Origin of the sequence: Bartonella sp. TS82HLJMH (genome assembly GCF_042193495.1) — a bacterium.
GTDB lineage: Bacteria > Pseudomonadota > Alphaproteobacteria > Rhizobiales > Rhizobiaceae > Bartonella > Bartonella grahamii.
Window position 1 is genome coordinate 12,421 of record NZ_JBHILU010000015.1, and the last position, 17,674, is coordinate 30,094.

13 protein-coding genes and 1 tRNA gene are annotated in these 17,674 nt (G+C 36.6%); 5 read left to right on the plus strand and 9 right to left on the minus strand.

Annotation, left to right across the window (positions count from 1 at the left end; genetic code table 11):
• Positions 1 to 188: 188 nt before the first annotated feature.
• The 5 genes from glmS to ACFIKO_RS07445 all read right to left on the minus strand — a co-directional run bounded on the left by glmS (position 189) and on the right by ACFIKO_RS07445 (position 5,733).
• Positions 189 to 2,012, minus strand: a complete 1,824-nt coding sequence (gene glmS, locus ACFIKO_RS07425) for a glutamine--fructose-6-phosphate transaminase (isomerizing) (protein WP_375673640.1) — start codon at positions 2,010 to 2,012, stop codon at positions 189 to 191.
• 173 nt (positions 2,013 to 2,185) lie between these two features.
• Positions 2,186 to 3,535 carry a bifunctional UDP-N-acetylglucosamine diphosphorylase/glucosamine-1-phosphate N-acetyltransferase GlmU gene (gene glmU, locus ACFIKO_RS07430; RefSeq protein WP_375619855.1) on the minus strand — a complete coding sequence of 450 codons (1,350 nt, stop codon included), beginning with the start codon at positions 3,533 to 3,535 and terminating at the stop codon, positions 2,186 to 2,188.
• A 14-nt stretch (positions 3,536 to 3,549) separates the two neighbouring features.
• Positions 3,550 to 4,335 (minus strand): cytochrome c biogenesis CcdA family protein, encoded by a 786-nt coding sequence (locus tag ACFIKO_RS07435; protein WP_375619856.1) that lies wholly within the window; start codon positions 4,333 to 4,335, stop codon positions 3,550 to 3,552.
• Positions 4,336 to 4,380: 45 nt separating this feature from the next.
• A complete protein-coding gene (locus ACFIKO_RS07440; protein WP_375619914.1) occupies positions 4,381 to 5,370 on the minus strand; it encodes a carboxypeptidase regulatory-like domain-containing protein in 990 nt (329 codons plus the stop codon).
• Positions 5,371 to 5,409: 39 nt separating this feature from the next.
• A complete protein-coding gene (locus tag ACFIKO_RS07445) occupies positions 5,410 to 5,733 on the minus strand; it encodes an iron-sulfur cluster assembly accessory protein (RefSeq protein WP_015856510.1) in 324 nt (107 codons plus the stop codon).
• Positions 5,734 to 5,841: 108 nt separating this feature from the next.
• On the opposite strand from ACFIKO_RS07445, the gene ACFIKO_RS07450 reads away from it, so the two are divergent.
• From ACFIKO_RS07450 to ACFIKO_RS07460, 3 genes are all read left to right on the plus strand, one after another.
• A complete protein-coding gene (locus ACFIKO_RS07450; RefSeq protein ID WP_375619857.1) occupies positions 5,842 to 7,044 on the plus strand; it encodes a deoxyguanosinetriphosphate triphosphohydrolase in 1,203 nt (400 codons plus the stop codon).
• Positions 7,045 to 7,074: 30 nt separating this feature from the next.
• Entirely contained in the window at positions 7,075 to 8,832 is a 1,758-nt protein-coding gene (gene argS / locus ACFIKO_RS07455) for an arginine--tRNA ligase (protein ID WP_375619858.1), read from the plus strand.
• A gap of 151 nt (positions 8,833 to 8,983) precedes the next feature.
• Complete coding sequence (locus ACFIKO_RS07460; protein WP_375619859.1) at positions 8,984 to 11,500, plus strand: SPOR domain-containing protein; 2,517 nt, start codon at positions 8,984 to 8,986, stop codon at positions 11,498 to 11,500.
• Positions 11,501 to 11,676: 176 nt separating this feature from the next.
• Here the strand turns inward: ACFIKO_RS07460 and ACFIKO_RS07465 are convergent, their stop codons facing one another.
• Positions 11,677 to 11,952 carry a hypothetical protein gene (locus ACFIKO_RS07465; RefSeq protein WP_375619860.1) on the minus strand — a complete coding sequence of 92 codons (276 nt, stop codon included), beginning with the start codon at positions 11,950 to 11,952 and terminating at the stop codon, positions 11,677 to 11,679.
• Positions 11,953 to 12,258: 306 nt separating this feature from the next.
• Here ACFIKO_RS07465 and ACFIKO_RS07470 point away from each other — a divergent pair, with 306 nt between their 5' ends.
• On the plus strand, positions 12,259 to 13,365 hold the full coding sequence (locus ACFIKO_RS07470) for a branched-chain amino acid aminotransferase (protein ID WP_375619861.1): 1,107 nt from the start codon (positions 12,259 to 12,261) through the stop codon (positions 13,363 to 13,365).
• A 104-nt stretch (positions 13,366 to 13,469) separates the two neighbouring features.
• Here ACFIKO_RS07470 and glpX read toward each other — a convergent pair whose 3' ends face one another.
• Entirely contained in the window at positions 13,470 to 14,456 is a 987-nt protein-coding gene (glpX, locus tag ACFIKO_RS07475) for a class II fructose-bisphosphatase (protein ID WP_015856516.1), read from the minus strand.
• A 143-nt stretch (positions 14,457 to 14,599) separates the two neighbouring features.
• A complete protein-coding gene (locus ACFIKO_RS07480) occupies positions 14,600 to 15,916 on the minus strand; it encodes a homoserine dehydrogenase (RefSeq protein WP_375619862.1) in 1,317 nt (438 codons plus the stop codon).
• Positions 15,917 to 17,168: 1,252 nt separating this feature from the next.
• Between ACFIKO_RS07480 and ACFIKO_RS07485 the strand changes: the two genes are divergently transcribed.
• A tRNA-Glu gene (locus ACFIKO_RS07485) sits at positions 17,169 to 17,243 on the plus strand.
• 89 nt (positions 17,244 to 17,332) lie between these two features.
• Here the strand turns inward: ACFIKO_RS07485 and ACFIKO_RS07490 are convergent.
• The coding region (locus ACFIKO_RS07490; RefSeq protein ID WP_375673643.1) for an XRE family transcriptional regulator at positions 17,333 to 17,674 on the minus strand (342 nt) is incomplete at its 5' end.

The following is a 17,674-nucleotide window of genomic DNA, read 5'->3' on the forward strand; positions in this document are numbered from 1 at the left end:
TATATTCACATAGCTGATCTATTTTTTGATAGGTAAGAAAATATTTTTTGTTTTATCGTAAAGAATTTAGAAAGAAAAATCCCGTCTCCGATATTCTCATTCAACAGAAAAAAGTGGGAAAAATAAGCTATCATTATAAATCAATTTCTTACACTTGATTATTCTCCAAAAGATTCAGAAATATACTTTTATTCAACCGTGACTGATTTTGCTAAGTTACGGGGTTGATCAACATCTGTTCCTAATAAAACAGCCGTATGATAAGCGATTAACTGAACAGGAAGTGCATAAATAATAGGAGAAATAAATTCTGGAACATCTGGCAAAGTGATCGTTGATAAAGTCTTAAGATAGGCTACTTCTGCTCCTTTTTTATCGGTTATTAAAATAATACGACCATTACGCGCTACCACTTCTTGCATATTAGAAAAAGTTTTTTCAAACCACCGATCATAAGGTGCAACAACAATAACAGGTATTGTTTCATCCACCAAGGCAATTGGTCCATGCTTCAACTCACCCGCCGCATAACCTTCAGCATGAATATAAGAAAGCTCTTTCAGTTTAAGGGCTCCCTCCAAAGCAATCGGATAAGAAGTCCCACGTCCCAGATAAAGAATACTTTTTGCATTCACTAAATCACGACAAACACATTCAATTTTGCTCTCTAATTTTAAGACCTCATTTAAAATACGTGGAACTTCTGCCAACTGTTGTACCAATTGCTGTTCCATTTGAGCCGAGAGATAGCCACGTTGTTTAGCCGCACTAAGTGCTAGTGAAGCAAGCGTTGCCAATTGACAGGTAAAAGCTTTTGTTGACGCAACACCAATTTCCGGTCCGGCAAGTGTTGGGAGAATAAAATCAGCCTCCCTTGCCATTGTTGATTGCTCTACATTCACAATTGTTGCTGTTTTTACACCCCGCTCACGACAATAACGCAAAGAAGCCAATGTATCAGCTGTCTCACCAGATTGAGAAACAAACAGCGACAACACATCGGACGTTATAGGAGGTTCACGATAACGAAACTCCGAAGCAACATCATTATCAACACTTAAAGCGGCAAATTTCTCAAACCAATAGCGCGCAACTAAGGTTGAATAATAAGCCGTCCCACAACTCGCAAAAAGGAGACGATGAATATTTTTCCAATCAATCAAATTCTCAAAGGGGCGAACAGCATAATTTCCAAGATCAAGATAATGCGCCAAATTATGAGAAATCACTTCAGGTTGTTCAAACATTTCCTTGTGCATAAAATGACGATGATTACCCTTAGAAATCAATAAAGCCTCTTCAAGTAATGTTGTCACAGGACGTTTTACCGGTTGATTATATACATCGTAAATTGTGACACCTTCCCGTGTAAGAACAGCCCAATCCCCATCTTCCATATAGCTAATATGATCAACGAATGGTGCCAAAGCAATCGCATCTGACCCCACAAAAAATTCATCTTTTCCATAACCAATTGCCAGAGGTGGACCAGAACGAGCCGCAATCATAAGGTTATCTTCACCTTCGAAAATAAGAGCAATAGCAAAAGCCCCCTGCAGCCTTTTCCAACTGGTACGTATAGCTTCTTGCGGAGAAAGACCATCTTTTAATGCACGCGTTATTAAATGTGCAATAACTTCCGTATCCGTATCTGTTTCAAAGATATAACCATCCTCTATGAGTTCCTTTTGCAATTCTACAAAATTTTCAATAATACCATTATGAACAATCGCAAGCTTTTCAGTCACATGGGGATGCGCATTGCGTTCAACAGCAATTCCATGCGTAGCCCAACGGGTATGACCAATCCCTAAACTTCCCTCCAGAGGTGTTTTTTTTAATTTTTCTTCTAAATGAACAAGCTTCCCCTCAGCACGTACACGATAAAGATGCCCATTATGGACTGTTGCCACCCCAGATGAATCATACCCTCTATATTCAAGACGTTTTAACCCCTCAACCAAAGAGGACGTAACACACCTCTTTCCAAGAATTCCAATAATTCCACACATTAAAAAGCTCCAACCCACATCTTAAAGATTTAAATTTTATAAAACAATCCAACAGCTTTTATTTAAAACTATAAATAATAAAATAATTCAAACATGGAGTACGGCAATCTTTAAGAATAAACATTCTATCCATCGTTAGATTAACACGAAACAAAGAAATAGACTGAAAATAATCATTTTTTATGTTTGTTTTCTAACAAGCGCTCTCGAAATTTTGTCGCATAGCCCTCTTTTATAACCTGTCGTGCACGCCCAAAAGCCATACTGTTCATAGGAATATTTTCAGTAATAACACTTCCTGAAGCAACATAAGAGCCATCCCCTATTACCAATGGTGAAACAAGTGCCGTATTAGACCCAACAAAAGCATAATCACCAATCATGGTTTTATATTTGTTAAATCCATCATAATTGCAAGTAATCGTACCAGCTCCAATATTGGTATGTGCACCAATTTCGGCATCACCAATATAACTTAAATGATTGATTTTAGAAGATTCTCCTACCTTAGCTTGTTTGACTTCACAAAAATTTCCAATCTTTACGGACTTCGCCAACTCTGTTCCAGGACGCAAACGTGCATAAGGACCAATCTGTGCATCCTTACCAACTACAGCACCCTCAAGATAACTAAATGCATGAATAACAGCACCAGATTGTACTTTCACGCTTAATCCAAAATAAACATTTGGTTCTATCACCACCCCTGGTTCAATTTCTGTATCATAAGAAAAATAGAGTGTTTCTGGTTTTAAGAGTGTAACACCTGATAACATTAAATCACGCGCTTTACGTTTTTGCCACAAAGAATCAGCCTCAGAAAGTTCAAGACTGTTATTAATTCCTACAATATCTTCAAAAGGAACTTCAACAACACGCACATTTAATCCTTCGCGTGTTGCAAGAGCAGCAATATCTGTTAAATAATATTCTTTTTTCACATTGTTATTACCAACCTTCTCTAAAAGAGAAAGTGCATGTTTTCCACATATAGCGAGTATTCCACCGTTACAAAAAGAAATCTTTTTTTCTTCATCGCTAGCGCCTTTTTCTTCTACAATTGCGATCAATTGACCATTTTTCTCGATCAAACGCCCATAACCTGTGGGATTTTCGGTATGAAAACCTGCAAAAACAACATCTGCTCCATCAGCAAGCTGTGCACGCATTTGGTGCAATGAATCTTGCTGAATGAGAGGCGTATCCCCAAAAACAATGAGAACATCATCCACTTCCTTTTGCAAAGCTAAACGAGCAGATAAAACAGCATGAGCAGTTCCTAAACGCTCTTTTTGTTCAAAAATCATCACATCTTTTACAAATGACTGAACAACGCGCGTAACCTCCTTAGCACCAAATCCCACAACGACTGCTAATTGTGAAGAGCCTACCAATTCTATTTGTTTTAGAACATGGCATATAAGAGGCAATCCAGCAATTTTATGAAGTACCTTAGGCAGAGACGATTTCATGCGCGTCCCCTCACCTGCAGCAAGAACAATAGAAAGACAACTTCTAACCATAAAAACACATAAGACTAACGAGAAAATCCAAAAAAATTCATAATATCGTGCCAACGAATATCTTCAATATAACTCAACGAAGGATAATGTTCTAAAAGCCAAAATGAAAGATCCTGCATAGAGCCTGTTAAAAACAAAATTCCTGTAAGAATAAGAAAAACACCAATAATTTTTTCAACTTTTCCTAAATGAATACGAAAAGCTCCTAAAAATCGCATAAAACTGCTCGAAAATAAAGCTGCCAACATAAAAGGAATAGCAAGACCTAATGCATAAACCGCTAATAGAATAGCTCCCTCTCCCACAGTTTCTTTTGTTCCAGCAAGCGTTATAATAGGGCCTAAAATGGGGCCAATACACGGTGTCCAACCAAAAGCAAAAGCTAAACCAATAATATACGCGCCTAAAGGGCCAGCAGGTGTTTTTTTGGTCTGAAAACGCGCTTCACGAAATAAAAAAGCGATCTTGAAAATCCCTAAAAAATTTAAACCAAAAATAATAATGACAATTCCAGCAGCAAGAGCAAACCAATCACGATAATAACCGATGAATTTCCCAATTGTGCTAGCACTGGCACCTAAAGCAACAAAAACAGTTGTAAACCCGAGAACAAAAGCAATAACAGAAGACAATAAAGCCCACCGTATAAAGACTTTCTCATCACGATTTTCTGAACGAAAATCATCAATACCAACACCTGCCATATAGCACAAATAAGGAGGAACTAATGGCAAAACACAGGGCGACAAAAAAGAGAGCGCCCCAGCAAAAAACACACCAACTGTTGAAATTTCAATCAAAACTCATACCCCGTCTCTCATCATAGTTACCCCCATAAATAACGATCAATCCACATCTTCATCAATTCGTTGCATATTTTGCTCATTCGCCACCACACTTATATCTTCATCATGACCAGAAACGACTGAAAAAACTTTTTGATAGATTTTATCTTTATTTTTAGCAATTGCAATATACTCTCCCTCCGCTAACACGAGTGAAACATAAGCACCAACTGTTTCATAAACGATATCACCAGAATCATTGGCAAGAGACCAACTTGTATCTGCAAGCGCTTCCCCTCCTTCTTGTCGTACCAGCTTTAAGACAATCTGAGCAGCCTGATGTTCAAGGGTAACTTCTGTCATTTTACCAGCATCCACTTGAATATCCGAACGAGCCGTCGCATTAATAGAACCATAATGGGAAGCAACATGGTAGCGGCCAGCTTTTAAACGTACAACTGATTGGGGTTTAATATTTGATAAAATCACCCCCGTATCATCATTTTCTTTTTCATCCTCATAAATGGTAAAACGTAATTCCTTTTCATTCATTACACCATTGAGCAGTGTTGCATTTAAAATGACACCACCAGCCTCAAGATTAAAGTTTTTTACAAGACTCTGTCCATTTTTTAAACGAATATGGCGCACAGCACTCATATGACCAAATGAGACATGAACAAGATAACTTCCTGGTTCGAGATCAAAACGTGCACTTCCCCCCTTATAGGTTGCCACTAATGGTAATTTATTATCAATCCCTAGAATAGGGACATAAACCCGCCAGATAAGCCCTTTTTCAATATCCGGATGACTATTTGTTAATCGAGCATTCAAAATGAGTTGTGTTTGAGATGCTACATTTTCTTTTTCCTGCTCTTGAGACTTTACAATAAAACTCCTTGATTGTCCCTGCTGCTGATCTTTCCCTTCTCCTTCTTCAGAAAAAGCACAGTGGCTCCAGATCAATAAAGTAAGCACCACGCACAACCATACACATCGGTGCACTATTTTTATAAGAATACCCATTTTCACATTGTTGACCAACATGATATTTTTTTCAAGAAACAATATCACAAAGCCATCATTTTAAATTGAAAAACTCACACCACAACCACATGATGAAACAGCATTGGGATTGTGGATTTGAAAAGACTGCCCCATAAGATCATCAACAAAATCAATCTCAGCTCCTTCCATGAAAGGAAGTGATAGTAAATCAATAAACACAACTGCCCCATCTTTTTTGAGAACGAGGTCATCTTTACACATTTCAGAAACCAAGTCATATTTATAAGAAAAACCAGAACACCCACCACCTTCAACAGAAATACGCAATGCTATTTTATCGGGTTCACGCAAAAGTATCTGTGCAATTTTTTTGGCAGCAACATCTGAAATTTTCACATTCATTTTATATATCCTTGCATTAAACCATCAAGAAAGAGTATTCCATACTCAAAGAGCAGTTTATTTGTCATAAACCACTCTCAATTTTAAGATGATAATGGGCAACTTGCAATGGATATAGGCAATATCAACTTTAATTACCAATCTCGAGCAGTGTACAGTGCTCATCCGCAAACAAGCCGTGGTAGATTATTCCATGAAACGATGAGCACCACACGCTCACCTTTTCAACGAGATAGAGATCGTATTATCCATTCTAATGCATTTCGACGTCTTAAACATAAAACGCAAGTGTTTATTGCTGACGAAAGCGATCATTATCGTACTCGCCTAACCCATTCCATAGAGGTCTCTCAAATTGCAAGAACATTAGCCCGTGCCCTTTGTCTTGATGAAGACCTTGCCGAAGCCATTGCCCTTGTTCACGACTTTGGACACACGCCCTTTGGCCATGCTGGAGAAGATGCACTTAATGAAGCTATGGTACATTATGGCGGCTTTGATCATAATGCACAAGCATTACGCATTGTCACAAAACTAGAACAGCGCTATGCAAATTTTGATGGACTTAACCTTACATGGGAAACCCTCGAAGGACTTGTAAAGCATAATGGTCCCCTTTTAGGTCCTCACGCGAAGAATAAGGAAATTCCTATCGATATTTTACAATACAATGCAGAGCAAGACCTTGCACTCGATTGTTTTGCAGGACTAGAAGCGCAATGTGCTGCTATTGCAGATGATATCGCATACAATGCGCATGATATTGATGATGGTCTACGTTCGCAATTTTTAACACTCGATCAATTTGAAGATGTTTCACTAACAGCAGCAATATTAAAAGATATAACAGATGAGCATCCCCACCTCGACCAAGCGCGTCGCGGTTACACACTTGTACGAAGACAAATAACAACCATGGTTGAAGATGTTATCAAACAATCAGAAGAAAATTTAGCACGCATCAAACCAACATGCATAAACGATATTCACCAAGCAAAACAAACTATTGTCACCTTTTCACCAACAATGACTGTTTATGAAAAAGAACTAAAAAACTTTTTATTTAAAAATCTTTACTACCATAAACAAGTTCTTAGTCGTCGCAATGCAGCAAAATGCATTGTACAAAAATTATTCAATTGTTATTATGAAAAACCAAATACAATGCCTGAAAGTTGGCAGAGCAAAACAGTGCACTTAAAAAATCAAGAGTTAGCACGTTTGATTGCTGACTTTCTTTCAGGCATGACAGATCACTACGCTCTACGTGAATATCACCGGTTATTTGACCATACAGATAATTTCGTCTAATGGCTTTTGGCATCATCATGGAAGCTAAATATGAATATCTTTAAAAACTTCGAAAAAAAAATTAAGAGATCAATTGAATTATCTGATATAAAAGGAAAAAATGGAGAAGATCTAGATTTATCAAAAATCACTGTTGATCCTCCGCGTGATTCCTCCCATGGTCATTTATCAACCAATGCTGCTATGGTGCTTGCAAAATCTATTGGAATCAATCCACGTGCACTTGCAGATAAAATCATAGAACTTCTTAAAAATGATTCCTCTATCGAAAATATAGATGTTGCCGGTCCTGGTTTTATAAATATAAAGCTTACAAAATTATTTTGGCAAGATACTATAAAATCCATGCTTGAATTAGGCACTTCTTATGGTCGTATCCCAATGGGACAAGGAAAACGCGTCAATGTTGAATATGTCTCAGCAAATCCGACAGGACCAATGCATGTAGGACATTGCCGCGGAGCGGTTATTGGAGATGTTCTCTCCAATTTGCTGCAATTTACGGGCTATGACATTACGAAAGAATATTATATCAATGATGCTGGTCAACAAATCGAAGTCCTCGCCCACTCTGTACTATTGCGCTATCGTGAGGCTCTTGGGCAAGAAATTAATGAAATTCCAGAAGGACTCTATCCTGGAGAATACTTGATACCATTGGGACAATCACTTGCTCAAGAGTTTGGTGACCAACTCCTCACGATGGATAAAGATGAAGCCTTATCTCTTGTGAAAGAACGTGCAATTCATGCAATGATGTCCATGATTCGCGAAGATTTGGCTGCTCTTAATATTTATCATGATATCTTTTTCTCTGAGCGAATGCTTTATGCAGATAATGCACGCGCCATTCGTAACACCATCAACGACCTCACTTTAAATGGTTATATCTACAAAGGAAAACTCCCCCCTCCCAAGGGGCAAAATACAGAAGACTGGGAACCAAGTGAACAAACTTTGTTCCGTTCAACAAATGTTGGTGATGACCAAGACCGTGTTTTAGTCAAATCTGATGGTTCTTACACTTACTTTGCTGCTGATGTTGCTTATTTTCGGGATAAATTTAATCGTCATTTTGATGAAATGATTTATATTCTAGGCGCAGACCATGCTGGCTATGTAAAGCGGCTAGAGGCAATGGCAAAAGCAATTTCTGGGGATAAAGCTAAATTAAGCGTCTTCTTATGTCAATTGGTAAAACTTTTTCGCAACGGTCATCCTGTACGCATGTCAAAAAGAGCAGGATCTTTTGTCACTTTACGGGATGTTGTCGAAGAGGTTGGGCGTGATCCTGTGCGTTTTATGATGCTATACCGTAAGTGTGAAGCACCTCTTGATTTTGATTTTGCAAAAGTAACAGAACAATCAAAAGATAACCCCATCTTTTACGTACAATATGCAAGTGCACGCTGTCACTCAGTCTTTCGTCAAGCACAAGAAGCGCTTCATATTAAAAGCTTTTCAAATGATACATTAATCGCCCATCTTCATCGATTAACAGATGACCATGAAATATTGTTAATACGCAAACTTTCTGAATATCCACGTATCATTGAACAGGCCGTCGTTCATAAGGAACCGCATCGATTAGCGTTTTATCTTTATGACCTTGCCTCCAGCTTTCACACCCATTGGAATAAAGGGAGTGAAAGTCTCAATTTACGCTTTATTCAACCTGATGATAAAGAGTTATCCTTTGCAAGATTGGGGTTGATACAAGCTGTTATCAATATTTTATCATCAGGACTTACCATCATAGGAGTCGAAGCACCAATAGAAATGCGTTGAAAAAGTTCTATAAATACATACAATAGGTACTCTATTGATAAACTTTTTCATGTATCCTTGCATGAGAGGGGGAAAATTTATAATTTTAATATAATAAATCAAAATCAACCATTGATTGCACGCAGATGCAAATCACCATGTGAGAAAAGCTATGAGCGATAACGATCGCAAAAATCTACACGAAACAAAACACGATCATGAACACCATGATCCTTTGGAAAGGCTTACGCGCATTTTTAATCCGCACCAACAAAGCGGAAACCAAAATGAGCAATCTTCTTTACAGACAGATCGATCAACATCTCACCCCGAAACATCATCCCATGATGATGATTTTGATTTGTCCTTTCTAGAAGAAGAACTTGAAAATAATTTAGCACATGACTTACCGTTTGATGATCAAAAAAAACAATGGGACTTGCATGCAACCAGCAACGCAACAGCCTCAGATATTGCACAAGCTGCTTCTTTCAACCATTCAAAACAAAATAATTTATCTGAAGAGAAATATTCTTCACCTAGCAGTCATGATGAAGAACAAATTTTAGATGAGCTTTCTCCATTACCAATCCCAAAGAATCAATCCCCTCAACAGAATACAACAGCAACCAGTGCTGATCCTTTTTTTAAAAAAAGTAATCTTATTTCACAATCAGAATCAGAAAATTTCTTTTTTGATAAATCTGAAAGACGCGAAAATAAGAAAGAGATTCCAGAATCTGTTGAACGAACCAAGCGTTTTTCACAAACAAATTCACAACAGCCTGAAACTACGAATATACAACAAACTTATGATGACAATCAAAACCTCTATGTCACTCCCATAAACCATCCCTATAAAATTTCAGCTGATCAAGAAAATTGGATCAAAAAAGATTATCCTGATGTCTCCTCTTCTACAGAGGCAAATGAGTTTTTCTCATCTTCTAACCTTGTGTCAGAAAGACAAAACACTACCAGAAATCAAACAAAAAGTACCTTCTCCTCACCCTTGGATTCTCCACCAGTTGATAGACAATCTTATTTAAAGGGGGCTTCACAAAAAGATCATACAACCAATTATCCCCATTTTTTTGAAGAAAACCCCTCACAACAAGAAACTTATAACGAAAAAGTTCCAATATATAATGAGGCCCAAGCCCAATACATCAATAACACCGAAGATGCCTCTAACCCAAATAGAGAAATTTCATATAATGAAAATAATTCTGATGAGTTTCTTTCCTCATCAGCCTCTTTGAATACAAAACAAACGGATGGCTTTTTTGCCCATAACTATACGCACAGAGATACTCCCCCTCCCAATGTTGATACTTATAAATTTTCAGAGGAAATCGTAGAAAAAACTGGCCCTATTATGGTTCCAGAAGTCCCATATGAAGCGCCAGAATATGATGTGCCAACTAGTGGTGGTTTAGAAGAAGAATTTGCTGATGTACTCAATGTGGGAAATGTCCCAACGGATAACTTTTCTCAAAAACAACAGAAAAATGAGGTTTTTAGTGAAGTTTTTCATCAGTCTATGCAAAATTCAAAAGAAGGTGTTTATATAAACTCTAAAGAACAAAATTCCGACTATTTTTCTTCTGCTAATATGGAATATAATTTTCCCCCTTTTAGCGAGAATTCATCATACACAAGCTCAGATGAGGTTCCCACGCATCCACCAGCTCCTCCTCCCTTAAAAAGTTTTATTTTTGGTAAAACTTTCATTAAAGGTATTTTTATACTTATTTTAATAGGAATTGGATTTGCTGGTTATTCGCACTTTTTTATGCCATCACAAAAAAATGAAGAAACAGTCATTATCCACGCTGATAATGCGCCTTTTAAATTCAAACCAGAAACAACTGAACCGAAAAATGATGTTGCACATAATTTAGATATCTATAAACAAACAACTGAACAAAATGAGAAACAAGAAAATACACAACAATTTCTTATTGATAACTCTGAACAACCTGAAAATTTAAAAGAATTAAACCCTGAAGAATCTTCAAATGTTTCATCTTCTTCTTTAAATGAATCTGATGTTGAAGATGCAGTCACAGAGGCCATAAACCACACTATTCCCACGCAAGAAATACAAACTGTTATTGTAAATCAAGATGGTACAGTTACACTAGCTCCCGTACATCAAACAAAGAGCAAAACTGCTGCTCAATCTGAAGAAAACATTGATCAAACTCCTAATGAACTTCAAGATTCGTCCCTTGTTTCGTCGCATGATTCTGATATAAACAATCAAGAAATAGACCATGATCTCAAGAATAATATTGATAAAATAATAGCAGAAAATACTTCTAGCTCAAATATTGAAGAAAAATTTATCCCTATTCCTTCTCATGCAGAAAGAAATACACAAGTTGAAACACCCACCGCGTCTCGCCCCACATCACCGAACAGAGTCGCAGCACAAAATTCAGAAAGTTATTACGTACAACTTGCATCTCAACCAACGCATGAGCTAGCTAGAGGTTCTTTAAAAAATATGAAATCTAAATTTGGATTCCTTATCGGTGCCCGTTCTTTAAATATTCAACCTGCTTTTATACCAGGAAAAGGTACTTATTACCGTGTTCGGATTCAAACGCAAAGCCGTAACGAAGCCATAAATCTTTGTGAAGACATAAAGAGTTTTGGAGGAAGCTGCTTCATCACACGCTAAACCAACAATGCAACAGTTACTAAAACTGTTGCATTGTTTATTTCCATAACATTTAATTACTTATTGAAAACTTCAGGAATTAAAATCATCCAATCTTTTTTATGCCTTTGTGCTGACTTTATTCTTTAATCTACGTCGATTTTCGTCCCATCTAAAAGATTATATTTATGAAAAAATCACTGCGTACCCTTATAAGTATAAGGTACAGAAGGAAACGAATTTAAATCTTTTTTGGGCGTTGTTACGCTTTGGCTTGTTTCTGGAGTATTATAACGCGAACTATGTTCAGGAGATTTTGCAAAAAAAGATCCTAAAAAACCAAAAATAAACCAGATAATAACGACCGCAAGAAGAATAGCAAAAATACCCTTAGCAATTGAAACACGTTGTTCACTATCTCTTCTTTCTGCGTCCATACGTTCTTCATATGTGTGATAATTTTTATCAATCATGGTAGATTCCTTTTCTCAATTCCCTTACCTTTTAATTTCTAGAAAATATGCATATATGAAATTATTCAGATACTTATTTTGAGAAAACGATAATTATAGACAAAAGTTCCAGCTTACTTCATAAAGTTGAGAAAAAGAGGTGATAATAGAATTAAAATATCTATCATAGCCTTTGAACTCTATAATAAACCTCTTTGTGTTCTATAATAAAACATTGACACAAAGGTTTTGTTAATAATAGAGTTATGATCAAAATATCTCATTATTTTTATTAATAAAAATAAAACATACTCAAAAGGTTTTTTTATGAAATCTCCTATATCGTCGCTTCCCTTTAAAATAGAAAAACACCCATCTCCTCTGTCAGAAGAAAAACGTGAAAAAATTTTAAAAAGTCCCGGTTTTGGTCAATTTTTTACAGACCACATGTGTACTATTCAATGGACTGAAGACAAAGGCTGGCATAATGCCATCATTTCTCAATACAAAGCTTTAGAAATTACCCCTGCAAGTACCGTTTTACATTACGGACAGGAGATTTTTGAGGGTTTAAAAGCATATCGTGCAAAAGATGAGCGCATCTTGCTCTTCCGTCCTGATGCTAATGCACAACGCTTTATAGAATCAGCGAGGCGTTTAGCTATGCCAGAATTGCCAAAAGATATTTTTCTGGATGCCGTTCATCAATTAGTAAAAATTGATCAAAAATGGGTTTCTGATCATCCCAACGCTAGCCTCTATATCCGTCCATTTATGTTTGGCAATGAAAACTTTTTAGGAGTCCGCCCTTCTCAAGAATATCTTTTTTGTATCATAGCTTCTCCAGTTGAATCTTATTTCAAAGGAGAAGAAAAATCTGTCAGTGTATGGATTGAAACAGATTATAGCCGCGCTGGTCCAGGGGGCACAGGGGCTGCAAAATGTGGCGGAAACTATGCAGCAAGCTTACTGGCACAAAAGTGCGCAACGCAAAATAATTGTAGCCAAGTACTCTTTCTTGATATGATTGAACATAAATGGATTGAAGAACTTGGTGGTATGAATGTCTGCTTTATTATGGCAGATAGTACACTTGTAACCCCTGCCCTTAACGGCACTATTCTTCCAGGGATAACTCGTGATTCAATCTTAAGATTAGCTCAACAAATGGGATTAAAAATAGAAGAGCGTCCTTATTCTTTTGCAGCGCTTCAAGAAGATGCAAAGAGTGGACACCTTAAAGAAGTCTTTGCTTGTGGTACAGCTGCCGTTGTCACATCAATTGGTCGTTTTAAATATAAAGGGGGAGAATTTATTATTGGAAATGAAACAGTTGGAGAAATTACAAAGCAGCTTCGTACACAATTGGTTGGCCTTCAAAAAGGGAACATAGAAGATAAAAATGGCTGGGTTCATTCTGTCCAGCTCTCATAATAATAAGGTATTCTCATATCTATAAACGCTTCCATGAAAATAGATTCATGGAAGCGTATTTCCTAAAAAACTCCCTCTATTTTTAGTGACGAAAAAAGAAAACATTAATCAAATTTTGAATGATCTCTATGCTGCGCTTTAATATTACGGACTGTACCCGTATGGGAGCGCATTACGAGAGTTTCCGTTTGAATGTAACGAGATGTAAATTTAACACCAGAAAGCATATTGCCATCTGTCACCCCTGTTGCTGCAAACAAAACATCACCCTTTGCCATTTCTTCCATTGTATAAGCTTTATTGGGATCACTAATCCCCATTTTAGCTGCACGAGCAATTTTCTCTTCTGTATCTAGCAGCAAACGACCTTGCATCTGTCCTCCAATACAGCGCAAAGCAGCAGAAGCTAAAACACCTTCAGGTGCTCCCCCAATCCCCATATAGATATCAATACCTGTTTCTTCTGGATCAGTTGTATCAATAACAGCAGCAACATCTCCATCCCCAATCAAGCGAATCGATGCCCCTGTCGCTCGTACTTCATTAATTAACTTTTCATGACGAGGCCTATCCATAATACAAACAACAATCTGATTAACAGCCACTCCTTTAGCCTTCGCAAGAGCATGGATATTATCGGTAGGACAAGCATCTATATCTACTACTCCCTTTGGATAACCAGGACCAATAGCAATTTTTTTCATATAAACATCAGGAGCATAAAGGAGATTACCTTTTTCAGCAATTGCAACTACTGCCAAAGAATTGGCAATATTTTTAGCACAAAGTGTTGTTCCCTCTAGTGGATCAAGTGCAATATCGATCGCCAATCCACTTTGAAGACCTACTTTTTCTCCAATATAAAGCATAGGTGCTTCATCCCGCTCACCTTCACCAATCACCACTGTACCATCAATAGGCAATCGATTAAGTTCCTGCCGCATTGCATCTACAGCAGCCTGATCCGCAGCTTTTTCATCGCCACGTCCGCGCCAGCGTGCAGCAGCAACAGCAGCACGTTCAGTAACACGTACCAATTCAAGCGTCAAAATACGATCAAGTCCATTTAAAATCTTCTGAGTTGTGGGCATATGAAAAAATCCTACCGAATGAATACCAGAAAAAATATGAGTCCTTATTAAATACTAAGAATAAAGTTTTTGGCAAAGATGAAAATTTTCCACAAGAGACAAAAGAACTCAAGCTTGCCTTTTTGTCATTATCAAGAAAGTTATCAATTCTCTGCCATAGGCTCAATACGAATAAATTGAGATTTTGCAACAAGATGTCCATCTTTTTCAATTTCTGCAAGTGCCTGTCGTACATTCACCTCTGTTGTTTCATGCGTAATTAAAATAATTGTTTTTTCAATTTGATCTTCTACAAAAGATCTTTGAACAATCGACTCCAATGAGATGTGATTATCAGCCATATGCCTTGCGACCGCAGCAAAAACACCAGTACGATCATGAACATTTAAACGAATAAAATAACCCCCTGCATGATGCGAAATACGTGCTTTTTTATGAGGAGTAAGTTCTAATGCTGGACGTCTTAAAACAGGTGCATACTGAAAACCAGAACGCGCTTTTGCTATATCAGCCAAATCACCAATAACGGCTGATGCTGTTGCCATTCCTCCGGCGCCAGGACCAGAAAACAGTAATTCACCTAATAAATCACTTTGAATAGAAAGAGCATTGGTTACGCCATTTATCTGTGCAATCATTGAAGATGTTGGTACCATTGTTGGATGAACGCGTTGCTCTATTCCAGAATCCGTTTTTAATGCAACCCCTAAAAGCTTAATCCGATACCCTAATTCATCAGCTGCTCGAATATCAATTTGCGAAATATTATGAATTCCTTCAACATAAACATCATCTAACGAAACAGCTGTTCCAAATGCCAAGCTTGTCAACAAAGCTAATTTATGAGCAGTATCATTTCCCTCAATATCAAAACTTGGATCTGCTTCAGCATACCCAAGTCTCTGTGCATCTGCTAAACAATCTTTAAATGAAAGACCTTCCGTAAACATGCGTGTTAATATATAATTACAGGTTCCATTGAGAATACCATAAATTCGCGATATGTGATTACTGACAAGTGATTCTCTCATCGCTTTGATGACAGGAATTCCCCCTGCAACAGCTGCTTCAAAATGAAGAAAAACACCTTTTTTTTCTGCAATTATAGCCAGCTCTACTCCATGTCGAGCAAGAAGAGCTTTATTGGCTGTTACAACGTGATGTCCCGCCTCAAGCGCTCTCTTAACAGCGGTGTACACCACATCCAATTCACCACCAATTAACTCTACAAAAACATCAATCTCATCAGAAGAAGCCAACTCCACAGGTGAATCAAACCATTTTATATCACTGAGATCAATTCCACGATTACGGTTTTTATCGCGCGCACTAACAGCAACGACTTTGATGAATCGCCCACATTGACAAGCTAAACTATTCGCTTTTTCACATAGAGCTCGAACAACTGAAGTACCAACCGTACCAAGTCCTGCAACACCAACTTTTAAAGCTTCTGCCATTATTAACCACTGATCCCTATCTTCACCGAAAAATCGTTTAAATGATGTGCCAAACAACACAAAGAGTACTTACATCAATAAGAACAAAAGAAATACCCCGCTCTATTCACTTCATGTTCTCCAATAGAATTATCCCCGCTTGTTCAATCAACATTCCTAAAAATATAATATTTATTGTCTTCAAAGATTTCAGAATCTTTATAAAATATCTAATTCAGAATGAAAATCTGTAAAACTGATAAATGCAAGTTTCCATAAAAAAAAGTTCTAAAAAATAATCAATAACAAGTTAAAGAGTATTAAGGACTTAGTAAGAAAGAATAAAAACATCTCTTCTAAATCAACAAATATGGAACAAAAAACATTCTTTCATATGATAAATTAAGAGAATGGATAAAACAAAGTAGATCAGTAAATAATAAAACATTCCTTACTACCATTCCATAGTTTGAACTATAAATCTTTAATGCAAAAATCTTAACGCGCTCATATATCAAAATAGAACCTTACATTAAAGTAAAAACAAGACTTAATATGTGTACACCATAATTCTGAAATATTATAAATATGGAGAATAACTTTGCAAAACTCGAATACTTTACCTCAACTTATTGCCACCCCTTTGAAAAACTAGCAAATTGAAATGACAAAAACCTCAATCTGCCCTTTATCCACGCTAATTCATTTTCAAATAAATAACCTTCTCAACATGTGAGGGAACAAGTGAAGAGATTTTAATTTTAAATTTCTTACAAATATGTAAAAGTAAAGATAAGAAAAATATTTTTAATATATTCTGTAAAAATTTCTTTAATATTTCATTTTTACCATAAAAAAATCTATTTATATTATTTAAAACTAAAAGTAATATATGGCTTATGCCTCAAAAAACTTTTTATGATTGTTATTATTTGTTAATTTTGTAATAAATATTTTCTTTTTACTTTATAAATTATACAGTTTTTTGCTTTATGATAAGCTCAAATGAAAAATCTTCTGTATAAAGGCTCTTTCAAGCAAGTTAAATAATATTCTGATGTGCAAGCAAAGATAACAAACGATAAAATATGCAAAAAATAAACACATTTAAAATAATGTTTTGATCATTTTTGCCTACTACTCAAACTGAAAAGAAACAATCCAAACAGGAATTGCTCAAAAATTATTCAATAAAACACACTTTTTTCAAAAAAAATGACACAGAGGGCTTGCGAAGTAAAAAGATCCTCTCTATAAGCCTCATCAATGGTTTGCGCCCATCGTCTAGCGGTTAGGACATCGCCCTTTCACGGCGGAAACAGGGGTTCGATTCCCCTTGGGCGTACCATGTTTCTTTTTACTGTACACAATCTATTGATTTTATATATCTTTTTTAAGGTTCGGGATACGTGGATAAAAGTTAGGGAATAGGATTTTCTAACATTTCTCTATAAAGCACGCTTCGCACAATGTTTCTAATGTTTCTTTGAAGTCTGCTAACGCTTCTTGATGTAAGCCATCTAAAAGTCTCATAAACGCAACAACAGTTTCACGTTGCAACGGAGTAGAAGGTTTTATTATGATGCTTTTTCGACAAGAATAGGCTTCTTTTTTTAAGAGAGAAGCCATAGCTTTATCTAAACCATAAAGCTCTATGATCTTTTCCTCCAGTCCTACAGGAACAGATTTTTTGCCAATCTCTACAGAAGATAAAAATGATACAGATATATCTAATTTCTTAGCCATATCTAAAAGGCGTTCTGAATGATCAACGCGAAG

What these genes read in the sequence shown, in the direction of transcription:
- glmS (WP_375673640.1), bottom strand. Translation starts at nt 2,012, where the DNA reads ATGTGTGGAATTATTGGAATTCTTGGAAAGAGGTGTGTTACGTCCTCT.
- glmU (WP_375619855.1), bottom strand. Translation starts at nt 3,535, where the DNA reads ATGGTTAGAAGTTGTCTTTCTATTGTTCTTGCTGCAGGTGAGGGGACG.
- ACFIKO_RS07440 (WP_375619914.1), bottom strand. Translation starts at nt 5,370, where the DNA reads ATGTTGGTCAACAATGTGAAAATGGGTATTCTTATAAAAATAGTGCAC.
- ACFIKO_RS07445 (WP_015856510.1), bottom strand. Translation starts at nt 5,733, where the DNA reads ATGAATGTGAAAATTTCAGATGTTGCTGCCAAAAAAATTGCACAGATA.
- ACFIKO_RS07450 (WP_375619857.1), top strand. Translation starts at nt 5,842, where the DNA reads ATGGATATAGGCAATATCAACTTTAATTACCAATCTCGAGCAGTGTAC.
- argS (WP_375619858.1), top strand. Translation starts at nt 7,075, where the DNA reads ATGAATATCTTTAAAAACTTCGAAAAAAAAATTAAGAGATCAATTGAA.
- ACFIKO_RS07460 (WP_375619859.1), top strand. Translation starts at nt 8,984, where the DNA reads ATGAGCGATAACGATCGCAAAAATCTACACGAAACAAAACACGATCAT.
- ACFIKO_RS07465 (WP_375619860.1), bottom strand. Translation starts at nt 11,952, where the DNA reads ATGATTGATAAAAATTATCACACATATGAAGAACGTATGGACGCAGAA.
- ACFIKO_RS07470 (WP_375619861.1), top strand. Translation starts at nt 12,259, where the DNA reads ATGAAATCTCCTATATCGTCGCTTCCCTTTAAAATAGAAAAACACCCA.
- glpX (WP_015856516.1), bottom strand. Translation starts at nt 14,456, where the DNA reads ATGCCCACAACTCAGAAGATTTTAAATGGACTTGATCGTATTTTGACG.
- ACFIKO_RS07480 (WP_375619862.1), bottom strand. Translation starts at nt 15,916, where the DNA reads ATGGCAGAAGCTTTAAAAGTTGGTGTTGCAGGACTTGGTACGGTTGGT.